14 protein-coding genes and 3 pseudogenes are annotated in these 20627 nt (G+C 45.3%); 6 read left to right on the top strand and 11 right to left on the bottom strand.

The genetic code is table 11. The annotated features are described in order from the left end of the window. Nucleotides 1-21 precede the first annotated feature (21 nt). The 8 genes and pseudogenes from garD to tnpA form a co-directional block, all read right to left on the bottom strand. The gene (gene garD / locus FJM67_RS12530; RefSeq protein WP_140589780.1) at nucleotides 22-1590 is read right to left on the bottom strand and encodes a galactarate dehydratase; all 1569 of its coding nucleotides are present in this window, start codon (nucleotides 1588-1590) and stop codon (nucleotides 22-24) included. Beyond that, a complete protein-coding gene (locus FJM67_RS12525; RefSeq protein ID WP_140589778.1) occupies nucleotides 1587-3095 on the bottom strand; it encodes a tripartite tricarboxylate transporter permease in 1509 nt (502 codons plus the stop codon). The genes garD and FJM67_RS12525 overlap by 4 nt, the downstream gene beginning before the upstream one ends. Before the next feature lie 17 nt (nucleotides 3096-3112). Next, nucleotides 3113-3547, bottom strand: a complete 435-nt coding sequence (locus FJM67_RS12520; protein WP_140589776.1) for a tripartite tricarboxylate transporter TctB family protein — start codon at nucleotides 3545-3547, stop codon at nucleotides 3113-3115. Nucleotides 3548-3618: 71 nt separating this feature from the next. Beyond that, entirely contained in the window at nucleotides 3619-4671 is a 1053-nt protein-coding gene (locus FJM67_RS12515; protein WP_140589774.1) for an ABC transporter substrate-binding protein, read from the bottom strand. A gap of 353 nt (nucleotides 4672-5024) precedes the next feature. Continuing rightward, nucleotides 5025-5084 (bottom strand): annotated as a pseudogene (locus tag FJM67_RS17990) (hypothetical protein); the annotation flags it as partial. Nucleotides 5085-5727: 643 nt separating this feature from the next. Further along, nucleotides 5728-6101, bottom strand: a pseudogene (locus FJM67_RS17670) (IS66 family transposase); the annotation flags it as partial. A 42-nt stretch (nucleotides 6102-6143) separates the two neighbouring features. Beyond that, nucleotides 6144-6269: pseudogene (tnpB, locus tag FJM67_RS17765) on the bottom strand (IS66 family insertion sequence element accessory protein TnpB); the annotation flags it as partial. Nucleotides 6270-6361: 92 nt separating this feature from the next. Beyond that, nucleotides 6362-6667, bottom strand: coding sequence for an IS66 family insertion sequence element accessory protein TnpA (tnpA, locus tag FJM67_RS12495; RefSeq protein ID WP_140589772.1), 306 nt, complete (start codon nucleotides 6665-6667; stop codon nucleotides 6362-6364). A 676-nt stretch (nucleotides 6668-7343) separates the two neighbouring features. Between tnpA and tnpC the strand changes: the two genes are divergently transcribed. From tnpC to FJM67_RS12475, 4 genes are all read left to right on the top strand, one after another. Beyond that, nucleotides 7344-8492 carry an IS66 family transposase gene (gene tnpC, locus FJM67_RS12490; protein WP_140589770.1) on the top strand — a complete coding sequence of 383 codons (1149 nt, stop codon included), beginning with the start codon at nucleotides 7344-7346 and terminating at the stop codon, nucleotides 8490-8492. Then, nucleotides 8482-8751: a hypothetical protein gene (locus FJM67_RS12485; RefSeq protein ID WP_140589769.1), complete on the top strand. Its 270-nt coding sequence runs from the start codon at nucleotides 8482-8484 to the stop codon at nucleotides 8749-8751. Before tnpC ends, FJM67_RS12485 begins: the two co-directional genes overlap by 11 nt. A 1789-nt stretch (nucleotides 8752-10540) precedes the next feature. Then, nucleotides 10541-10777 carry a hypothetical protein gene (locus FJM67_RS12480; RefSeq protein WP_140589767.1) on the top strand — a complete coding sequence of 79 codons (237 nt, stop codon included), beginning with the start codon at nucleotides 10541-10543 and terminating at the stop codon, nucleotides 10775-10777. A gap of 2240 nt (nucleotides 10778-13017) precedes the next feature. Beyond that, nucleotides 13018-14616, top strand: coding sequence for a hypothetical protein (locus FJM67_RS12475; protein WP_140589765.1), 1599 nt, complete (start codon nucleotides 13018-13020; stop codon nucleotides 14614-14616). A 44-nt stretch (nucleotides 14617-14660) separates the two neighbouring features. Here the strand turns inward: FJM67_RS12475 and FJM67_RS12470 are convergent, their stop codons facing one another. Both FJM67_RS12470 and FJM67_RS12465 read right to left on the bottom strand, forming a co-directional pair. Then, nucleotides 14661-16277, bottom strand: a complete 1617-nt coding sequence (locus tag FJM67_RS12470) for an IS200/IS605 family accessory protein TnpB-related protein (RefSeq protein WP_140589763.1) — start codon at nucleotides 16275-16277, stop codon at nucleotides 14661-14663. After that, nucleotides 16274-16831: an IS607 family transposase gene (locus FJM67_RS12465; protein WP_140589823.1), complete on the bottom strand. Its 558-nt coding sequence runs from the start codon at nucleotides 16829-16831 to the stop codon at nucleotides 16274-16276. The genes FJM67_RS12470 and FJM67_RS12465 overlap by 4 nt, the downstream gene beginning before the upstream one ends. 534 nt (nucleotides 16832-17365) lie before the next feature. Here FJM67_RS12465 and FJM67_RS12460 point away from each other — a divergent pair. Together FJM67_RS12460 and FJM67_RS12455 are read left to right on the top strand one after the other, a co-directional pair. After that, complete coding sequence (locus tag FJM67_RS12460) at nucleotides 17366-18913, top strand: ParA family protein (RefSeq protein WP_181161499.1); 1548 nt, start codon at nucleotides 17366-17368, stop codon at nucleotides 18911-18913. A gap of 27 nt (nucleotides 18914-18940) precedes the next feature. After that, entirely contained in the window at nucleotides 18941-20143 is a 1203-nt protein-coding gene (locus FJM67_RS12455; RefSeq protein ID WP_140589759.1) for a hypothetical protein, read from the top strand. A gap of 356 nt (nucleotides 20144-20499) precedes the next feature. Here the strand turns inward: FJM67_RS12455 and FJM67_RS17985 are convergent. Continuing rightward, nucleotides 20500-20627 (bottom strand): transposase domain-containing protein (locus FJM67_RS17985; protein ID WP_140589757.1); only part of this gene is annotated, 128 nt, incomplete at its 5' end.

Below are 20627 nucleotides of genomic sequence, written 5' to 3'. Positions count from 1 at the left end.
ACGATTTTTATAATGCTTAAATCAGGTCACTGGAGCAGGGTTAAATAGCACCAAGTCGTTATGCAAACCCAAGCGGTCTGCAGCTACTTGTTTGCGGCCAGATGCCACATCCAAGATCAGGTGGAATAGCTCCCAACCGGCTTCCTCTAGGGTGATTTCCTTACTCGCAATACGACCGGCGTCCATATCGATCAGATCGTGCCAGCGCCTACCTAGAGTCGAGTTGGTGGACACCTTAATCACCGGTGCCACTTCTAAACCATAAGGCGTGCCTCGTCCGGTGGTGAACACTTGAATGTTCATGCCTGAGGCAAACTGCAAGGTGCCACAAATAAAGTCACTCGCTGGAGTCGCAGCAAAGTTCAAACCACGCTTGCGAATGCGCTCACCAGGGCTCAACACATCCACAATGGGACTGTTACCGGATTTGGTAATCGAACCGAGGGATTTTTCAACAATATTGTTCAAGCCGCCCTTTTTATTACCCGGCGTAGTATTGGCACTGCGGTCCGCTTGGCCTTGACTTAAGTAATCGTCAAACCACTGCATTTCACGCAGTAACGCCTGTCCAACTTCGACTGTTTCTGCCCGTGGCGTTAATAAATGAATAGCATCGCGCACTTCGGAAACTTCAGAGAACATCACCGAACCACCGGCTCGCACGATCAAATCGGACGCATAGCCTACGGCTGGGTTGGCCGTCACACCAGAGAAGGCGTCACTGCCACCACACTGCATTCCAACCACCAACTCAGAGACTGGGCATGGCTCCCGGCGGCGTTGGTTCAAACGCGCCAAATGGGCTTCGGCCATCTCCATGATGTGATCCACCATATCCTGAAATCCGTGGTGATTTTCATCTTGCAGACTGACCACATGGTCATCCAGTTTTTTTGCCGCCTCAGAGTTTGGCAGAATGTTAACTGCCTGCGTCTCGTCGATCTCCAGCAAACGGGAGGGAGACAGTTTTTCGCAACCAAGGCCAATCACCATGATTTCCCCACCGAAATTGGGGTTCTTAGCGATATTTTGCAGGGTACGAATCGGCACAATGGCCGCTGGCGCAGTAATCGCCACACCACAACCGTAGGTGTGGTTGAGCGCCACCACGCCGTCCACATTGGGGTATTTTGGCAACAGAGTTTGCTTGATGAGCTTTACCACGTAGTCAGTGATACCTGCCACACATTGCACACTGGTGCTGATGCCCAATAGGTTTTTTGTCCCCACGCTGCCGTCGGCATTGCGGTAGCCATCAAAGGTGTACCCTTCTAACGGCTCAAGCACTGGCTTTTCACGGGTCGCTAGCGGCAGATCAGCCAATTTGGGCGGCGTAGGCATATCTACTACGGCTTCAGACACCCAAGAGCCTTGTTTGATATCGTGCTTGGCGTAGCCCACCACCTCATTGTAACGGCGGACTTCTCCTCCCTTGGGAATATCAGTTAAGGACACTTTGTGGCCTTGAGGTACAGCTTCTAACAGCTCAATCCCGCCGGGTAATTCCGCACCTGCTGGCGCACCACCTTGATTAAGGATGATGGCCACATTGTCGCTTTCATGAATTTTGATTAGGACGAAATCGCTCATTGTGCCGCCTCCTCAGTCGCTTGTTGTTTGCTCTTACGGTGAATGATGACGGATAGCACGATGGACAAAATGATCAGCCCCCACAAAACCAAGGCTATCGGGCTCTTGGTCACCAGAATTGAGTACTCGCCGTAGGACTCCAAACTCTTCACAAAGTACACTTCGGCACTGCTACCAAGGATGAAGCCAATCACCAAAGGCGCCACTTCAATGCCAATCTTACCGAAGATCCAGCCGGCGACACCGAATAGGAACAGCGTCCACACATCGAACATAATGCCGTAGTTGATCGCATACGCACCCACTGCACACATCATCACGATGATTGGGTAGAGGATGAATTTCGGGATCAACACCACTTTGGCGATGTAGCGAATGGCATAGAACATGGCAATAAACATCACCACGTTGGCGAACATCAAGCCAGTGACCATGGAGTACCAAGTGTCGATGTTTTCACCGATAAACAATGGTCCAACCTGCAAACCTTGTAGAGTGAAAGCACCGATCAGAACCGCCGTGGTACTGTCACCGGGGATACCCAGTGACAACAACGGAATCAACGCACCGCCGGTTAAGGCATTGTTGGCCGACTCAGATGCCACCAAACCTTCTGGAGCGCCCTTACCCATTTTCTCTGGGTTCTTCGACAAGTTCTTTTGTTGCGTATAAGACAAGATCGACGCGGCACTACCACCGATCCCCGGTAACATACCGATAAAGGTACCGATGGATGACGAACGCAACAGGTTACCCGTTTGACCCTTAAACACATTGAAACGGAATGGTGTGCCTTTGGTTAGGTTGACCTTGTTCTCAAGGGAGTTTTCTTTCACGCCCTTTTCCGCTTCTTCAATGATGGTCGAAATACCAAATAGACCAATCAAAACCGGCAACAACGAGAAACCATATGCCAAGTAAGGCTCCATCCACGTGGCCATCAAGCGGTATTCACCATTACCACCGTTTGATACATCGTAGGTACCGATCAGGCTTAACAGCACACCAATCAGACCACTAAACACGCCCATCAAGATATTTTTCGATAACGAGGCGATCACGGACATGGCGAAGAAGATCATCAAGAACTTCTCTACATAAGAGAACTTAATTGCAAAGTCCGCCAAGATAGGAGCAAAGAAGAACAAGATAATGGCACTAAAGAAGCCACCAAATAGCGACGCCACGATACAAATCTTCAGGGCGCGCTCGGCTTCCCCTCGCTGCGCCATCGGGTAGCCATCAAAGGTCGTAGTAATAGAAGAAGGGGTACCGGGAATATTCAATAGGATCGCTGGTACCAAACCACCAGAGATACCGCCCACATACAAACCGAGCAATAACGCTAAGCCTTCATGCAGCCCCAAGGTATAAGTCAACGGCAGACACACTGCCACCGCCATGGTCGCCGTCATCCCCGGAATGGCACCGAAGATAATACCGATAATTGAACCCGCAGCCGCTAGCAGGAAGTAGCTGGGGGAAAGTAATTCTAAAAATTCCATCGTGTCACTCCACTCGCCTAAGGCATGGATACAAGGAAGAAGTGATAAAGAACCACCCAAACAAACGTCGGTGCAATCACCGCATTCGCGGTGATGATTGTGACATTGCGGCGAGTCTTCTCATGGCAATACAGCATCGACATGGCAAACACAAACGGGATTGATGCGAGTAAAAAGCCAAGCCCCATATTGGGTAGCCACTCACCGATAAACTCCATCAACCAGAAATAGGCTGGAATCAGAGCAAGGGTAGCAAGCAAACGCATAAAATCGGCGTGCTGTACAAAAAATTGATACTGACCAGAACGCATCGCTCGTAACACCGGACGCAAATGCGTAATCAGAATAAACGTCCCAAGAATCGCGATCAGCGTAATGACGATGCGCGGAAAAAATAAGTGGGACTGGTCGAAGTCAATGACAACGGAATTGAGTGAGGAAAACCAAGACATAACAATCCTCTCAGGAACATCTTAGAAGTCACGAGCACCCTATGTGCTCGTGACTCAAACCGATCAGGATACTACTTCTGTAGGCTCTCGATGATTTTCGCGTAACTATCACGCTTCGCTTTGAAGTGCTTTTGCGCTTCCGCAGAGGTACGGAAGTTCGGAATGAAGAATGACTTCTTCAACGTTTCTTGAACTTTGCCATCCGCGAAGACTTCCGCTAAGGCATTGTCGAGAAATGCCACCACTTCTGGTGACATACGCTTGTTGTAGAGGAAGAAGAATTCCTTATCAAAAGTGAAGTCGTTTTCCGCGTCCATCGGTACACGAACACCTAGACCAGACGCATATTGCAACAACTCATCACGAGACGTTTGACCCATACCTTCTGGGTTAGCGTTTTGCAACGTAGAAGACTTTGCTGTCAACCAAACGAAGTTCATCGCTTTTTGGTCGTCTGCTGGTAGGCGCGTATATTGCTCGTTGGCTTGCACACTGCCGTTGATTACGTCAGCTAGGCCGTCAAACATCGCTTGGTTTTTGTCCGACTGAGAACCTGTATTAAGTGCCACTAGGTTGTCTTCTTGACCTGGGTAGGCCAGTCGAACGGCGTTTTTCATTGCTGTGTAACCGATCTCAGACACACCGCCAGGCTGAATCGCCACACGGATAGTTTGACCATTACCCGCTGCATTCAAAATTTCATCCATGTTTTTGTAAGGTGAGTTTTTCGGTACGAGGTAGCCGTTACCAGGGTTAGTTGCAAATGACGGTCCGATTTGCCACTGTTTGAATGGGTCTTCGTAGCCTTTTTGCTTGTAGAGGTGACCTAAGTACGCTTGATCGTGGAAGATCATTAGCGTATTACCAGATGGCACGCGCTCAAGGGCTTGGTAGCCAGCGGAGAAACCCACCGCATCCACCTTGATGTTAGCATCAATCTTGGCGGCTAAAGCTTCAGCAATGATTGAAGAGGCTTGATACGTATCGCCACCAGTCGATTTTGAACCAATAACGATGCGGATGTTGCCTCTAATCGGATTGTCTGCAGCAAATGTAATGGCAGGAGCAGCTACCACTGAACCGGCTAGTAACATTACTTTCGCTGTGTGCATGATATTTTTCATAGTTATGTCCTGTCCCGTAGTTGTTTTTGTATTAGACGAGATTGTCTCGTAAAACCACTTTTTAGTGTATGTAGCTTTCGAAACTCAATTAATCATACATCATACAACCTAGGTTTCAACCATAAAAATAGAAAAATTTTGTTTAATTATTAACCAACAAAAAGTGGTGAATTAGACATAGAAATAGGCAAAAATCACATGAATTGAGTCGATCTTGCAGCAAAAGCTAGAGATATAACCGTGAAAAGAAGCTATTAGAGGATGTTATAGGTTGAATGGCTGCGCCTGAAGCTCAGCTCGAAGGGGAGTATTAATTTACGCCTCGTCCAATAAACGAGGCGTAAAAGTACCCATTACAGGTAAGAACAGCAGTAATCCGCTACGGATTTCACTTGCAGTTTGAACAAGAAGTTCGTCGGTACGTTGAAGGACTCGCCATTCGCTTGCGTAAGCCATAATGCTCTCTTCCCTCGTCAGGGGTCTTTTGAGCAGAGTTCCCCTAAGTCAACACTATTATGGAGCACTGAGACTTCCAGCATCGAAATACCCGCTCACTTATGGATTCGCTTACGAGTTCCTTAATGTGCCTCCTACTCGCTACGCTAAGCTGGAAGCAAGGATTATTGGACCGAGTGATTACACTGCCAACCAGCTTTTTTTCTCTTATACGTGTTCGCGTCCTATTGTTTGGAGATGCACCTCTTTAAATCGGCTCGATTTTTTGCAGCACGGCCATCCATTTCCTCACGCTCTCAAATTCGCCCTCGATAAACTCAATCGCGCCCTCTTCCCATTTGTTGCATCATGAAAAGTCGCTTTTTCTGTGTCTCATTTGACCTGCGGGTTTCATTATCTGTCTTGGCACCGAGTGTCTTGATTCTTTTGCCCCGACGAAAAACATTTCGCTCCATGTGATCTCTAATTGATATTCCTGTCTTACTCTGACACGGCACATAAACTTGCCGCCACGCTCCGCCCCTTCTCCGTAAGCTATCTTATATCCACTCCCAAAACGTTAAGGCTAGACCTGCTAATCTAGTCAGCTTTCACCATGTTCTAGGGTAATAGCGCTTCGAGTTTTTTAAGGTATCCGCGTCATCGATGTGGTCGAGCACATATTGGATATAGCCTGATGGCTCAAGGCCATTAGCTTTGGCGGTTTCTATCACTGAGTAGCAGGTTGCACTGGCATGGGCGCCTCGCGCGGTATCAGCAAACAACCAGCTGCGTCTGCCCACTGCGAACGGGCAGATGGCATTTTCGGCTAAGGCATTACTGATATGGACGAAGCCATAGTCACAGTAGGCCACTAAGGAGTCCCACTGATCGAGGCTATATTGGATCGCTTTAAAGATCAGTGAGTCCTTCGGCACCTTTGCCTGGTTGGTTTCCAGCCACGCTTTGAAGTCTTGCAGCAGTGGCAAGGCCAGCTCTTGGCGTACGAGCCACTTAAACTTTTCTTCTGCTAAACCTTTGTAATAGAGCACGAAGCCATTGTCTTCCCACATGACGCACTTGATCTTATTGCGATGCCGATTAGTGAACGCGTACAAGGCTCCGGAAAAAGGATTGTGCCCTAGCTCTTGCTCGATCAGCACTGCCAGTCCATGGGCCTGCTTTCTAAAATCTACTGGGTCTCGGTACAAAAAGATCTAGGGTAAATTTAGCGAGGGGCGCAGATAACGAGGTTTCATAAAGCCGCTACCAGATGGTGCACCAAAGAGACATTAGTCATATCAATGCCACGTATGATCCCCCCATTAGGGAGCAAGATTTCTAAGTCGCTAGAAGGCATCGGAGGAGTTGCCAGTGCTACCGGTACTAATTTTGATTCAGTTGTCGAGTCAGCAGCAGGCGAAAACTTCTGCCGCCAATAGCTAAACTGATGGTACACCAAGTCCTCTTGTTCACAGAAGGCTTTGATGGACAGGCCAGAGGCTCGCCACTTTTCGATATGATCAGCCCAAGTTTGGTTTAACGCTGTGTTTGCATTCATATTGTGTGCTCCGTGAGTGAATAGACGAAGCACAGTTTGGTCGGGGTTAGGCGCGAAAACTAGAGGTTGATTTAATGACGCTTACCCTTCTCCTGACTTCCTCGACTGCCGTTTCCAGCTCAGCCAAATCTATCTATTTGGGAACGGGGCACCATAATTCCCACCTAATTGTATATAGGGAAGTCACGCCCTCGTTCCCAAACAAATTCCTACCAAATCAAAGTTGAGCATATTTTTGTTCAATTTCTACTCAATGTAAAAATAGTCAGATTTATCCCTATATATAGGGATTTTACATAGTGTGTTCCCAAATATTTTCGTACAGCACACGATTACAGAGGGCCTTTCGATCTTTTTGGTATTTAATTTATACATTTCCCTATATATAGGGAATTATTGCATTTCATACCCAATATATCGAAAAGGCTGTAATCCTTTGCGCACGGGGCTGTCGTGTGACAAAGCAACCCCTTTTTTGCTGGGCAATCCCAAATTTTCAAGTAACTAATGGAGGGGGCTCTAGTTCAACTGCGCTACATGGCAAGCGGTCATTTCGGGACGTCATTTTCGACCTGACGCCTTGACGATATGCTGTCCTCAAATTTTTATCGGAGGATTAACATGAGCAATAAGGTGAAATACACACGACGAACCGAGGCACAGTGGCACAAGTTGATTGAGAGCTTTGATACGAGTCGGCTCAGTATTACCGAGTTCTAGCACTCCGATGCCTGCTCAGGTATTTGAAGGTAGTTTAGCGGATGTCAGTTTCATTGCCGGTTTATTGGTAGATAAGTTCCAATACCACCTGCCACTGCATCGTCAGCACCAGCGACTTACCGATGCAGGTATTACTATGGCTCGCTCCACACTGACTAATCTAGTTAAACGTGGTATCGAGTTACTTCGCCCTATCCATGACGCTCAGCTGGCTGGCGTGTTACACAGTCACGTACTAGCCATGGACGAGACGCCACTTAAAGCCTGTCGGGAACCCAAAGGTGGAGGACGACCAGGTAAAATGCAGAGCGGCTGGATCTGGCCGATCTACGGCGACCAAGATGAAATCGTCTTTACTTATTCGAAGAGTCGAAGTGCGCAGCATATTCGTGACGTGCTGGCTAATAACTTCAGCGGTGTGTTGTTGAGTGATGGCTATTCTGCCTATGCCTCGTATGTGGCCGCGACTGAGTCGATTGAGCAGGCTCAGTGTTGGGCGCACACCAGACGAGGCATTGAGAGAGCGGAAAAACAGCATCCGCAGCTGGCGGGCCAAGTTCTGGATACTATTGCTGCCCTTTACAGAGTTGAGCGTCAACTTGAGTCTCTGGGTTTAACCAATGAGGCGAAGCGTGGATACCGTCAGCAAAACGCGGAACCAATCGTCTCGCGCTTAATGACGTGGGCTAGAGAGCAACTGCGGAACAATTTAGAGCTGACACCCGGTGAGCCGATTACCAAAGCACTCAAATATATGGTCAAGCGCGAGACTCAGCTCTCGGTATTTTTAAAGAATCCTGCTGTCAGTCTCGATACCAATCACCTTGAGCGTGGCCTAAGGCCAATTCCGATGGGGCGTAAAAACTGGATGTTCTGCTGGACGGAAATCGGTGCAGAGCATGTTGGCATCATTCAGAGCTTAATCGCCACTTGTAAGATCCATGGTGTCAACCCAACCCATTATTTGATTGATGTATTACAACGAGTTTCGATACATCCCAGTCGCCAAGTAGCAGAACTCACGCCACGACGATGGAAGGAACTCTTTGCAGATGAGCGAATGATCTCGTTCGTCAGTGGAAAAGGAATGCAGCATGCGCATTGATGAGATGACTATCGAGCAACTTATTGAGCTCAACCACTATATCTGCGAGCGAATCGATTGGCTGCGTGACATGCAGAATGCCGATATTCTCATGGATCTACAAACGGGCAATAAAGTTGCTTTCCAAGACAAATACGGCGATGACCGCATAGGGATTGTGCTTAAGAAAAATCGTAAGACCGTCGTGGTGATGACGGAAGATCGTGAGCAGTGGAAAATTTCGCTGGGGTTAATTCGAATTGCTAAGGATGTGAACTGACTGCGGAGTCAACTACGTCGTAGGATGAACGCTTACGCTACATGTACGTTACAGAGACCCTGCAAATGCTAACGATTAATCAGCAATACGCTAAATGAACCAGTAGAGTCGTTATAACGACTCTTCAATGAAATATATTGAGATAAATTGAAGCTCTCAATCACACATACCGTTTTTATAATGCGAGGGACAGCATTTAGGAACACTCATTACGGATCAAACAATCGCCTAGAATCTCGTAATGACACCTACTGAATGGCGTAACTTCGCCGCAAACCTACCTATTCCGTCAATGGCCTAAGTACGCCAAAGCCACATTGCGAAATTAATCCATCCTACTTCGAAGCCAGAAATGGCGTGGGGTGTCAGTATTTAGGAGCACTCATTACGGATCAAAAATCGTCCTGAATTTCGTAATGACACCTATTGTCTGGTGTATCCATTATGTGTCTCCTGCGATGTTTTGGAGGGTTTGCGTACGTGCATAACCAATAAGGACATTATGCGCCTGATCTGGCTTTGGTGTTTTGGCGCCTCCATCCCCTAGTTAAAGGTGAAACTATACGGTTAAAGGCTGTTGCCTGCATCGTGGTACAGTTGTACCACGTAGCTGTAGCCCTTTATTTCTGGGACAGCCTGCTCTAGGCTAGCGCCAAGTTAGCCAATTACATGCCGAGACTGGAGAAGTTGTAATGGCGCATCAGACCAAGTATCTCTTTGCATTGTGCGTGGGTGGCGCGAGTCCATTTTTCAAAAAACCGCCAAAAATCTCGTAATGACACCTAATGAATGGCTTAACTTCGCCGTAAACCTACCTATTCAGACAATGGCATAAAGTACGAAAAACCGCATTGCGATGTATCAATCCCATTTCAGAGCCAGAAATGGCGCGGGGTGTCAGCTTTGTGGGTGGCTCATTACGGATCAAATAATCGCTAAGAATCTCGTAATGACACCTATTGAATGGCATAACCATTATGTGTCTCCTGCGATGGGTTGGCGTGAGTACATAACCAATAAGGTCATTATGCGCTTGATCTGGCTTTGTTGTTTTGGCGCCTCCATCCCCTAGTTAAAGGTGAAACTATTACGGTTAAAGGCTGTTGCCTGCATCGTGGTACAGTTGTACCACGCAGCTGTAGCCCTTTATTTCTGGGACAGCCTGCTCTAGGCTAGCGCTAAGTTAGCCAATTACAGCCGAGACTGGAGAAGTTGTAATGGCGCATCAGACCAAGTATTTCCTTGCATTGTGCGTGGGTAGCGCGAGTCCATTTTTCAAAAAATAGCCAAGAATCTCGTAATGACACCTATTGTCTGGTGTAACCATTATGTGTCTCCTGTGATGTTTTGGTGGGTTGGCGTGAGTGCCTAACCAATAAGGTCATTAGTGGCGCGAGTCCATTTTTCAAAACATCGCTAAGAATCCCGTAATGACACCTATTGTCTGGTGTAAAATCGCCGCAAACCTACCCTACCTATTCATATAATGGCATAAAGAAGGCCAGGGCTACTTTACGAAATTGATCCTACCTACTTCGAAGCCAGAAATGGCACGGGGTGTCAGCTTTGTGGATGAGTCATTACGGATCAAACAATCATCTAGAATCTCGTAATGACACCTATTTTCTGGTGTAACTTCGCCGCAAACTTCCCCATTTATCTGATGGCATGGTGCAGGTCAAATCCTCTTTGCGAAAGAGAGCAATCCTAGTTCAAAGCCAGAAACGGCGTGAGGTGTCAGTATTTAGGAGCACTCATTACGGATCAAACAATCGCCTAGAATCTCGTAATGACACCTATTGAATGGCGTAACTTCGCCGCAAACCTACCTATTCCGTCAATGGCACAAAGCAGGCCAAGGCTACTTTACGACATTGATCCCACCTACTTCGAAGCCAGAAATGGCGAGGGGTGTCAGTATTTAGGAGCATTCATTACGGATCAAAAAACCGCTAAGAATCTCGTAATGACACCTATTGTATGGTGTAACTTCGCCGCAAACCTACCTATTCCATCAATGGCATAATGCAGTCCAAGGCTACTTTACGAAATTGATCCCACTTACTTCGAAGCCAGAAATGGCGCAGGGTGTCAGCTTTGTGGGTGACTCATTACGGATCAAACAATCGCCTAGAATCTCGTAATGACACCTACTGAATGGCGTAACTTCGCCGCAAACCTACCTATTCCGTCAATGGCCTAAGTACGCCAAAGCCACATTGCGAAATTAATCCATCCTACTTCGAAGCTAGAAATGGCGCGGGGTGTCAGTATTTAAGAGCATTCATTACGGATCAAACAATCGCCTAGAATCTCGTAATGACACCTACTGAATGGCGTAACTTCGCCGCAAACCTACCTATTCCGTCAATGGCCTAAGTACGCCAAAGCCACATTGCGAAATTAATCCATCCTACTTCGAAGCTAGAAATGGCGCGGGGTGTCAGTATTTAAGAGCATTCATTACGGATCAAACAATCGCCTAGAATCTCGTAATGACACCTACTGAATGGCGTAACTTCGCCGCAAACCTACCTATTCCGTCAATGGCCTAAGTACGCCAAAGCCACATTGCGAAATTAATCCATCCTACTTCGAAGCTAGAAATGGCGCGGGGTGTCAGTATTTAAGAGCATTCATTACGGATCAAAAAACCGCTAAGAATCTCGTAATGACACCTATTGATTAGCGCAACTTCGTCACAAACCTACCTATTCCGCCAATGGCACAAAGCAGGCCAAGGCTACTTTACGAAATTGATCCCATCTACTTCGAAGCTAGAAATGGCGCGGGGTGTCAGTATTTAAGAGCATTCATTACGGATCAAAAAACCGCTAAGAATCTCGTAATGTCACCTATTGATTAGCGCAACTTCGCCACAAACCTACCTATTCCGCCAATGGCACAAAGCAGGCCAAGGCTACTTTACGAAATTGATCCCATCTACTTCGAAGCTAGAAATGGCGCGGGGTGTCAGTATTTAAGAGCATTCATTACGGATCAAAAAACCGCTAAGAATCTCGTAATGACACCTATTGATTAGCGCAACTTCGCCACAAACCTACCTATTCCGCCAATGGCACAAAGCAGGCCAAGGCTACTTTACGAAATTGATCCCACTTACTTCGAAGCCAGAAATGGCGCGGGGTGTCAGCTTTGGGGATGACTCATTACGGATCAAACAATCGCCTAGAATCTCGTAATGACACCTACTGAATGGCGTAACTTCGCCGCAAACCTACCTATTCCGTCAATGGCCTAAGTACGCCAAAGCCACATTGCGAAATTAATCCATCCTACTTCGAAGCCAGAAATGGCGTGGGGTGTCAGTATTTAGGAGCACTCATTACGGATCAAAAATCGTCCTGAATTTCGTAATGACACCTATTGTCTGGTGTATCCATTATGTGTCTCCTGCGATGTTTTGGAGGGTTGGCGTGAGTACATAACCGATAAGGTCATTATGCGCCTGACCTGACTTTGGTGTTTTGGCGCCTCCAGCCCCTAGCCAAAGGCGTAACTATTTACGGTTAAAGGCTGTTGCCTACTGCGTGGTACAGTTGTACCACGCAGCTGTAGCCCTTTATTTCTGGGGCAGCCTGCTCTAGGCTAGCGCTAAGTTAGCCAATTACATGCCGAGGCTGGAGAAGTTTTAATGGCGCATCAGTCCAAGTATTTCCTTGCATTGTGCGTGGGTGGCGCGAGTCCATTTTTCAAAAAACCGCCAAAAATCTCGTAATGACACCTATTGAATGGCGTTGATTAGCCATAAACCTACTGTGTTCCGCTTATCAATTGTGTGAAAGGCTTTTCGTAATGACACCCAGCTGTTAGTATTTAGGGTGTCATTACAAGCATGTTTATATCTCTCTTTTTCTAATGAATATGCTGTTATTTTCCTGTACGTAACCTATTGATATGCATGGTAAAACAATTTTTGTTTCGTAATGACACCTAGTCATCTCTGTAATGACACCTTACCTCTCCCCGTAATGACATGGCCATAGGTTAGTAATGACACCCTAACTATACACTATTCGACATAGTAATGAATTATAAAAAGTCATTTAATATCAATAGTTTAATTTTAATTTTCGCTTCTTTTCTAACAAGACTAAAATTCCTTATCCTTACATAATCCATCATATATTAATCCTTTAATATTCAAACAATACCCACAAACAAACATAACAAAGAGTTTTGACAATTTCTCATCAATCAACAAATATTGCGTCATCAAATGATATTTGACTCTCGGTTGACACGATGACAACAGCACCACAGATAGACTTTCAGCACCTAAGATCACCCCAAAAAGCACTTTTATTTCGTGCTAGACCATCGTTGTACCTACGACTGTTCAATCAACTACTTGATAACTGTGTTATTACTACTCCAGTTCATAAGTTTTTGTCTGCATGTTGTGAAGTTGCTTATCAAGATGGTGAGGATGTCTACACATCTCCAGAATCTTATATACTCGTAGAGACATCGGCGATAGAAAGTCATCTGAAGCAAAAGGGGATAGCAGCAAGCAGAGGAACAATGATTTCGCGTCACAAAGCATTAGTTTCGCTCGGTATTGCTACAAATGTAATTATTCCTGCAAACGGGCATAGCCTTGATCAACGAAAGCATATCACTATGCTGGCTACACCGCTTGAAATAGAAGCCAATATTCTATCGAAACATGAAGCCAATGCCGACGAAGAGGATGCAGTCTCGGACCTAAGCGATTCAGAGAACGATATAAGATTGTTGGACAGATCACGAATTACATCTCGACATACCATCAATAAACTCAAGACTGACCGCGCAGCAGTAATTGCAAAGCCATTTCAATACTCACCGCTAGCATGGCCTCTAAACACTCGGCAGGCTAAGGTGACATCAAGCAGCGTCGAAATATTCATAAAAAAATGTAAAGTGCTAATAAAAAGTACAGTAGATGCAGAAACAGGATTAGCAACCGTTGAGGACGATCTACCGATTCTTAATATCATTCTCAATATAGTAAATGAGACAATCAAGGAGCAACGATCACTAGGAATTGAACAACCTGCAAACGAGTTCATTATTGATGTAGTCGATATTGCTGACATTGATGGTAAGGCGAATAGTGGATCTGTACGCAATCAAATCACTCGATCACTCATACGGTTAAACAGAACTAACAACGAGTACCATATACCACTCAACAATTCAGGGGATGAAGCTAGGCGTTTTCTCGGCCTTGGTGGTACTAGTCATTACTACAACAAGCGTTTTTTAACGGAATTGGAAGCGCAATTTGAGTTAGATGAAGCGAAACTAGCGACTCCTCGATGGTATCGCATTTCACTAGATAACGACACATACAAAGCTTTGTTGGAGCCACACAACAGCCGAGATACTCAAATTCTCTACTCACATTCAGAGCTGTTCAGTCACTCTAGTGGAGTAATCTATCTGTTATACCAATTTCTAAACCTCAAAATAGGCCGAACAGTATCTCCAATCAAGAAGGTCGATCCTCTACAAACTTATTCAATTGAACAATTACATGATGGTATTGCGCCACTCAGTCCGTTTGGTTTGTTTCAGCGCATATTTGATGCCGCCATAAAAAAGCTTGCTAGCAAATCATGGCACCACACATGGAAGTGGCAATATAATGGAACAAATTCGTTTACTGCACTTGGCTACAAGATGGAATGGCTAACACGCGATGAAAAAATCATTTCTGTCGTATTTAGTAGAGATAGACGAGATTTCTTAACTGGTGATAACAGCGCGAACAACAAGAGAATTCGCAGTCGATCCAGTCAGAAAAAAGAGCTTAGCAATGAACAAGTCCCCATAGATCTATATGTTGAAGATTCTTGATTCATTCACATGAATCAGATCTGACGAGAGGTTACTGACCGTTCCTAATTGTATGGAAAAATATTCCATATCGCCGGGCGAACAGTGTTCCCGACTGTGAGTGACCGAATTAATACCCAGTCACTTACTCCCGAGGTATTGGACACCATCTTAGAATCTGTACCTTCTGATTGTGCAGCAGACCTAGATTGCTTTCGCTTCGAGAGCAGCGTTGCATACGCCACTGGTTGTCGAGATACCTTCCTCCAATAAGACCATACGTGTTCTTGAACTTTCCTTACAGGTAGCCAAGAAGCGGTTTGATCCTCACGATTGGGTTGTTCTCGATAGTTCTGTGAGCGCCGTGCAATCACCAGTGCCGCCCCTTGGTGAGGGGTGAGGCCATAGCGCTCAGAGAATTTGTGTTTTCCAATCTGGCTGGTATACGCCGGATTGACGTCTTTTACTTCTATACCATGATCCAAGCACCTTGCCTTGATCACTTCGATAATCTTGCGGTAAGCGAACGAGCTGATCATGCGGTTGTAGCGACGATCCTCATTGGCTTTGAGGTCTCGCTTCTTCCTCGTAAAGTCCAATTCCTCCAAAACAATGGGCTTTCGGGCAGTGAGCGCAATGGCGATGAGTTGCTTGACGGCATCCCCAATGACCGCCATACGTTGATGCGTGCTTTTTCCGCAGGTCTGAACGTTGATGCGATGCTTGTTGATTGGATTTCCGTTGCGATCCATCTCAACAACGGCGAGATGATGAGCGTTGATATCCACGCCAATTGCGCCTTGAGCTTCGATGGTCTTTATCTTAGACGCTTTCACCTCAGTAGAGATAAAGACACGCCAACCTTTTTTATCACGCAGAAAACGGTAGCTGATGGCGTTGCCACGTTGCAATGCTTGTTCAATCGCTACTTCACCAAAAGGGAGCTCAATCGGCAGGACAATGTGCTTATTTAGGCCCGTTTGCTCCAGGACTGAGTTGGGTAATCGTAAGTACAGAAACCACTGTCCCTCAATGCGTTTTAACTGGCAACCTTGGCAGCCTGACGTTTCATCTTTGGAGCCTAATACCAGGAATTGACGATCTCGGTAGCTCTGCCAATCGCGCTTCCATTCACCATGGTTTTGCTTCCATTCACCATGGTTTTTGTAGCCATTTTCTTCTAGGTTGTACTGTGCATGGAATAATTTACGTGAGCCAAAACACAGAGATACCTTCCCCGATGCTTGCTCTGCCAGTTTCTTTTCTAAACGGTGTTGTTGAGTCACTAGGCGGCGTTTCTTGTGATGCAGCTTGAAGGCTGTCTTGTCGACGGTGGCCGCCTTGGTCTTGCGATCCGCTTTTAGGCGGCGCTCTAAGGATTTTACCGCTTTTTCCGCGTTTTTAACGCGTTCCCGCGCCGCTTGAATGTGTTCTTTGCGAAGCTCTTTGATGGATTCGACTTTCCCCTGCCCAGACAAAATGGCGTTGTATTGCCGTGCAGTGAGCCCAAATCGACTTTGAAAGCCGCTCTTATGAACTTGGGTAGGGCGGATACCTTGGGCAAACGTCTGAGCAAAAAGTGTTCGTTCTGCTTTAGAGAAAATGGCCGCATAACTCGATAAGGCCGCTTCAGTTTCGGATGTCAGAGACTTGAGTCGAGTTTGGTAAGTGCGGTGTGTCATGCTTTGGTCGCCTCCATGGCTTTATGAGCACGATTTTTCGCGGACCGCCTACCATATAACCGGGCGCAGAATGAGGTTAGTACCGAGATCATGTCTTGAACCAGATCATCAGTAAGTTCCGACTGATCCGCGATGACCAGCTTCACGCCACGAGCAGAAAGCGACGCTTCGACAAACTCTGAGCCGAAGAGCATAAGCCGGTCACGGTGTTCAACGATGATATGAGTCATCTCTGGATCAGCCAGTAACTGCAACAATTTCTTGCGTTTGCCATTCATGCCTGACCCAATTTCAAAGACGGTATTGGATACAGGGATGCCTTGTGAATTAGCAAAGTTCAAGCACCGATTGATTTGTCCTTCCAAATCTTTTTTCTGATCGGAGCTTGATACGCGAGCATAAATAACCGCTTTGGTGCCGTTAATAACGTCATCAACGATAATGGTGCCGGTAGGAAGCTGTCTTGCAGGCACTGGAAGTTTACCGCTACGGAAATGATTCCATGCCGTGCGATAGCTTATTCCTTGTTTTTTCGCCCAATCAGATAGCTTCATAATGATCAATACTTTACCATGTATATACATACAGTATCATATATTACGCAGCAGTTGTAAACCCCTCTTAAGAGTGCTTGAGCCGTTTCAGAGTTTCTAAAATGTTTAACTTTAAAACAAGCTGTTAACCACTGATTGATAATCAAGCCTTCAGGTTAGTTACAAATTGTCAAGTAGCGATTCACAAGAGTAACCGCTATTTCATATAGCGGAGGAAAACATCGGTACATCGGTCAGAGTCATAAATGCTTTATGTAGATCTAGCATTCTATTCAGATAGTTAGCACTATGCGTATTTTTATTGAAATTCATATAGTGAATCTAAATACTTATTGATTGATTTGTATATAGCGTGTAAATTGCGTACATCCGACTTTGTATGCACAGGGGCGCAACACTATGTTATTCGAACGATCAGACTTAAACACACAGGCAGAGTTACTAAGATCAATCATCAGCGACAGACTTGATAGTGATATCTACGACCGGTTTGCTAGTCTTATTGGGAGAGTAGACACCTTTCAAGAGTCAGGAATGGATGAAGTTGCAGCGCTTGAAGACAAATATCTGCAATTTCTGTCCGTTAATGCAGGTTTTATTCGCCATCAATTGGCTCTTAGGTTGTTAGGTTACACTGGTGTTGCTCCAATGCGAGATCGATTTAAAGATGAAATCGATGGAAAAAAATGTAGACTTTTACGCGATGGCTCCTATGTTACTTGGGACGATCGTCCCAGTGATGTATTAGAAGAGGATGGAAAAAAATACATTGGTTGGCCTCTTAATAATTTTATAGAAGAAGTAATCCCTCACCTTAAAAGTCGACAGAGTGATCGAATTCAGACTGACGCTGAGAAAAAGATCTTCACACCTCGACCCGTAGCTGCTTCCATTTTTAATAGTAAAGGTGGTGGTCAAAAAACTACTACTGCGACTCATATCGCGATTGTTGCTGCTCTTCTAGGTTTTAGAGTATTGCTAATAGATGGGGATCCACAAGCAACAGCAAGTACCTTGATGGGCTACCCATTTTCCCAATACCCAATGTCCAGTAAGTATTCGTTACACACAGCCTTAACTGATTTATACAATTCAAAGGTTAGTCACTCCGAATTCAATTGTCTAAATTATATACGTCCATCTTTGTTCTCAAATGTATCCATCATAACTGGCTCAACACATGGGTCGCTAATAGACATCCTAATAACCAAGGATGAAAATATTGTTTTTGAGTTCATCAATCAGCTCAAGGACAGTGGAGAGTTTGATTTAATTTTAACAGATACTCGTCCTCAATCTGCTTATCAAGATTTTGCACAGTACCAGGCTGCAGATTTCTTAATCAATACTTTGCCAGCATCAAGTACAGGAATTGGCTCTACATGTCAGGGAATTTTTAACTATCTTGCACATAATCAAAATACTGCTTCCTGTATTGAAGCTCGTAAAAATCAACTGGCAATTATCTCTACGACGTGTGTAGAAAATGACCCTCGTCACCCGAGTCGAACAATTTATGAACGCATCTTTTCTCTTACTAATGATTTGGCTAGTCCTTCTCTGAATGTACAGAACTACGTTCCAATGACAAACATTATTGCTGATGCTCATTCAGCTATGGAAACAGTGTTTCAGCAAACTAACGTGGATGTTCCTACGAGCAAAACGAAGCGTGTAATTGAGGCATTAATTGAGCAATTTGAGCAAATCTTCGCCAAATGCATTGTTCCATTTTGGCTCAATATTGATGGAGAAGAGGTTCCTCGAGAAGACGTTTTGTCCATTACTGGTGAAATTGGAGACCCATTGGAATTTGATAGCCAGCCATACGAATATCTTGATTTGGGTTTTGCTTTTGGGATAACCCGTCACGGAGAGCCAGCAACCATTGAAGTGTCAACACGAGGTAAAGGTGTGTTTTCAAACAACCCCAACCGGTTCCTAAAGGCATCAGACTTGTCAGGCGACTACAAAGGTAATCAGATTGTTATGAAGAATGGGCGCTTTTATGCTCTGAGTTATAACCTTGATGAGATTCCTAATATCACGCCGTATGTATTGCGATCCAATGCAGCTAATTAACGACTGGATAATGGACGAAAGAAAAAAATGGCACTAAAAAAACGCAGAACTGTTCCAGAAGACTTAAAAAAATTTATGGATAGTGATTTTGGAGAAGACAATGCTCCCAAAGCTCGCCCAATAAATCAGTCTTCTACTTATTTGCAGGCAGCTGAGCTGGCTTATGATTCTCTCAAAAAAAATGGAGGTAGCATTCCGCCTACGACATTTACAAATGACGACGGTACAGTAGTTAAGCTCACTCCAGAATTCATTGAGATCCCTTTCAGCGAGTTAGAGGAAAAAACTCTCATCTCGAATCTAAACCCTCGGTTATGGATTGAGACCGAATACAATGATCTTACGCTCTCTGATCAGATTGAGACAGCCGGTATTCGTAACCTATCAGCTGGGTATATGTTGGATGGTGATTCTTGTATTTCTATTGCTAATGGCGGGACTCGTCGAAACATAGCGATATCTCTATATCGTAGGAAGGGAATAAATAAGACTTACCCACTCGTCTATTACCGTATTACGGCTGAGAACTTGTGGGTCGTGCGCCAGCTTGTAGATGACTCCGAATATGGACGTAAGTTTAATACTATTGAGAATGCATTGCGTCTTCGGGCTGTTTATGAAGCTCAAGTCGACCCGAATTTGTCGGATCTAATGCGGGCATTTGACCTAGCGACAGGAAACTCTATTAGTCGCCCTTACTGTAAGCAGTTGCTGCTATTTTCGTTATTTTTGCCATACATTTCTCCATATTTTTTGAGGCACTTTTCTCGTTCTGAAGACATCACTGCAAAAATTATGGGGTTAGTGTTTGAATTTGTGACTGGTCACAAGATGAGTACTCTTGATCTATCAGATCCAAATAATCGAACTCCTTACAACATTCGACATGATCTAGATAGGCATATCAAAAGCTTAGTTATAGATGAAAAGGTTCTGGAGTTAGATAAGCTCTTATCAAATGGTAATAAGCACCGAGTGACAATCACAAAGCTATTAACAGAGAGACTGTCTCCCAAAAAAATTGATGATGCTCCTAAGCAAGAGAGCAACGAGCAAGGCATTCTGTCTGGGCAAACCCACGTCGGTTTTTCATTGTCCTACAGCAGGGAAGATTATGATTCAGATGAAATTGCTGTGATCCGTTCAGTTATAGAACGACACAAAGAGCAACTATTAGAGTTACAAAGAATAATTGATAAGGAGATAGCACAAGCGCTGACTCAAACTTAATGCGCGTAAGCGCTTGGAGCACAGATAGGGGAATCCGACCTCCCCTATCTGCTACAACATACAAATGCACAGGAGCAAGTATATGCCACAAATTGATACTAACATCAAGAACGGTATGAATCTAGCTGGGTTCAACAACCTACCGAAAAACATAAAGCAGCAAATAATAGCCTCAATTTCTTGTCGATGTGTCGTTACTGCACTTAGCAAGCTGTTGTAGCCTTCGGGGGGCTGATTATCCCGTTTAATTGGCTATTTGGCCTTTCATTGTTGTACGTCCATAACCACTTCGTGGCAAGGTATTGGTAAGCGATCTTATATTAGCCCTCTAAAATGGTTTGTCTTGCCCTGCTAATCTAGCCTGCTTTCGCCCTGTTCCAAGGCAATAGCGCTTCGAGTTTTTCTAAAGTATCCGCGTCGGCAATGTGGTCGAGTACGTATAGGATGTAACTCGATGGTTCTAGGCCATTAGCTTTGGCGGTTT

Origin of the sequence: Maribrevibacterium harenarium, assembly GCF_006385675.1 — a bacterium.
GTDB lineage: Bacteria > Pseudomonadota > Gammaproteobacteria > Pseudomonadales > Marinomonadaceae > Marinomonas > Marinomonas harenarium.
Note: the sequence above shows the minus strand (reverse complement) of the source record. Positions and strands in the feature narration are given on the sequence as shown.

Bases quoted from the DNA above. Each gene is read 5' to 3' on its own strand.
- garD (WP_140589780.1), bottom strand. From the start codon at position 1,590: ATGAGCGATTTCGTCCTAATCAAAATTCATGAAAGCGACAATGTGGCC.
- FJM67_RS12525 (WP_140589778.1), bottom strand. From the start codon at position 3,095: ATGGAATTTTTAGAATTACTTTCCCCCAGCTACTTCCTGCTAGCGGCT.
- FJM67_RS12520 (WP_140589776.1), bottom strand. From the start codon at position 3,547: ATGTCTTGGTTTTCCTCACTCAATTCCGTTGTCATTGACTTCGACCAG.
- FJM67_RS12515 (WP_140589774.1), bottom strand. From the start codon at position 4,671: ATGAAAAATATCATGCACACAGCGAAAGTAATGTTACTAGCCGGTTCA.
- tnpA (WP_140589772.1), bottom strand. From the start codon at position 6,667: ATGAATGCAAACACAGCGTTAAACCAAACTTGGGCTGATCATATCGAA.
- FJM67_RS12485 (WP_140589769.1), top strand. From the start codon at position 8,482: ATGCGCATTGATGAGATGACTATCGAGCAACTTATTGAGCTCAACCAC.
- FJM67_RS12480 (WP_140589767.1), top strand. From the start codon at position 10,541: ATGACACCTATTGAATGGCGTAACTTCGCCGCAAACCTACCTATTCCG.
- FJM67_RS12475 (WP_140589765.1), top strand. From the start codon at position 13,018: ATGACAACAGCACCACAGATAGACTTTCAGCACCTAAGATCACCCCAA.
- FJM67_RS12470 (WP_140589763.1), bottom strand. From the start codon at position 16,277: ATGACACACCGCACTTACCAAACTCGACTCAAGTCTCTGACATCCGAA.
- FJM67_RS12465 (WP_140589823.1), bottom strand. From the start codon at position 16,831: ATGAAGCTATCTGATTGGGCGAAAAAACAAGGAATAAGCTATCGCACG.
- FJM67_RS12460 (WP_181161499.1), top strand. From the start codon at position 17,366: ATGGATGAAGTTGCAGCGCTTGAAGACAAATATCTGCAATTTCTGTCC.
- FJM67_RS12455 (WP_140589759.1), top strand. From the start codon at position 18,941: ATGGCACTAAAAAAACGCAGAACTGTTCCAGAAGACTTAAAAAAATTT.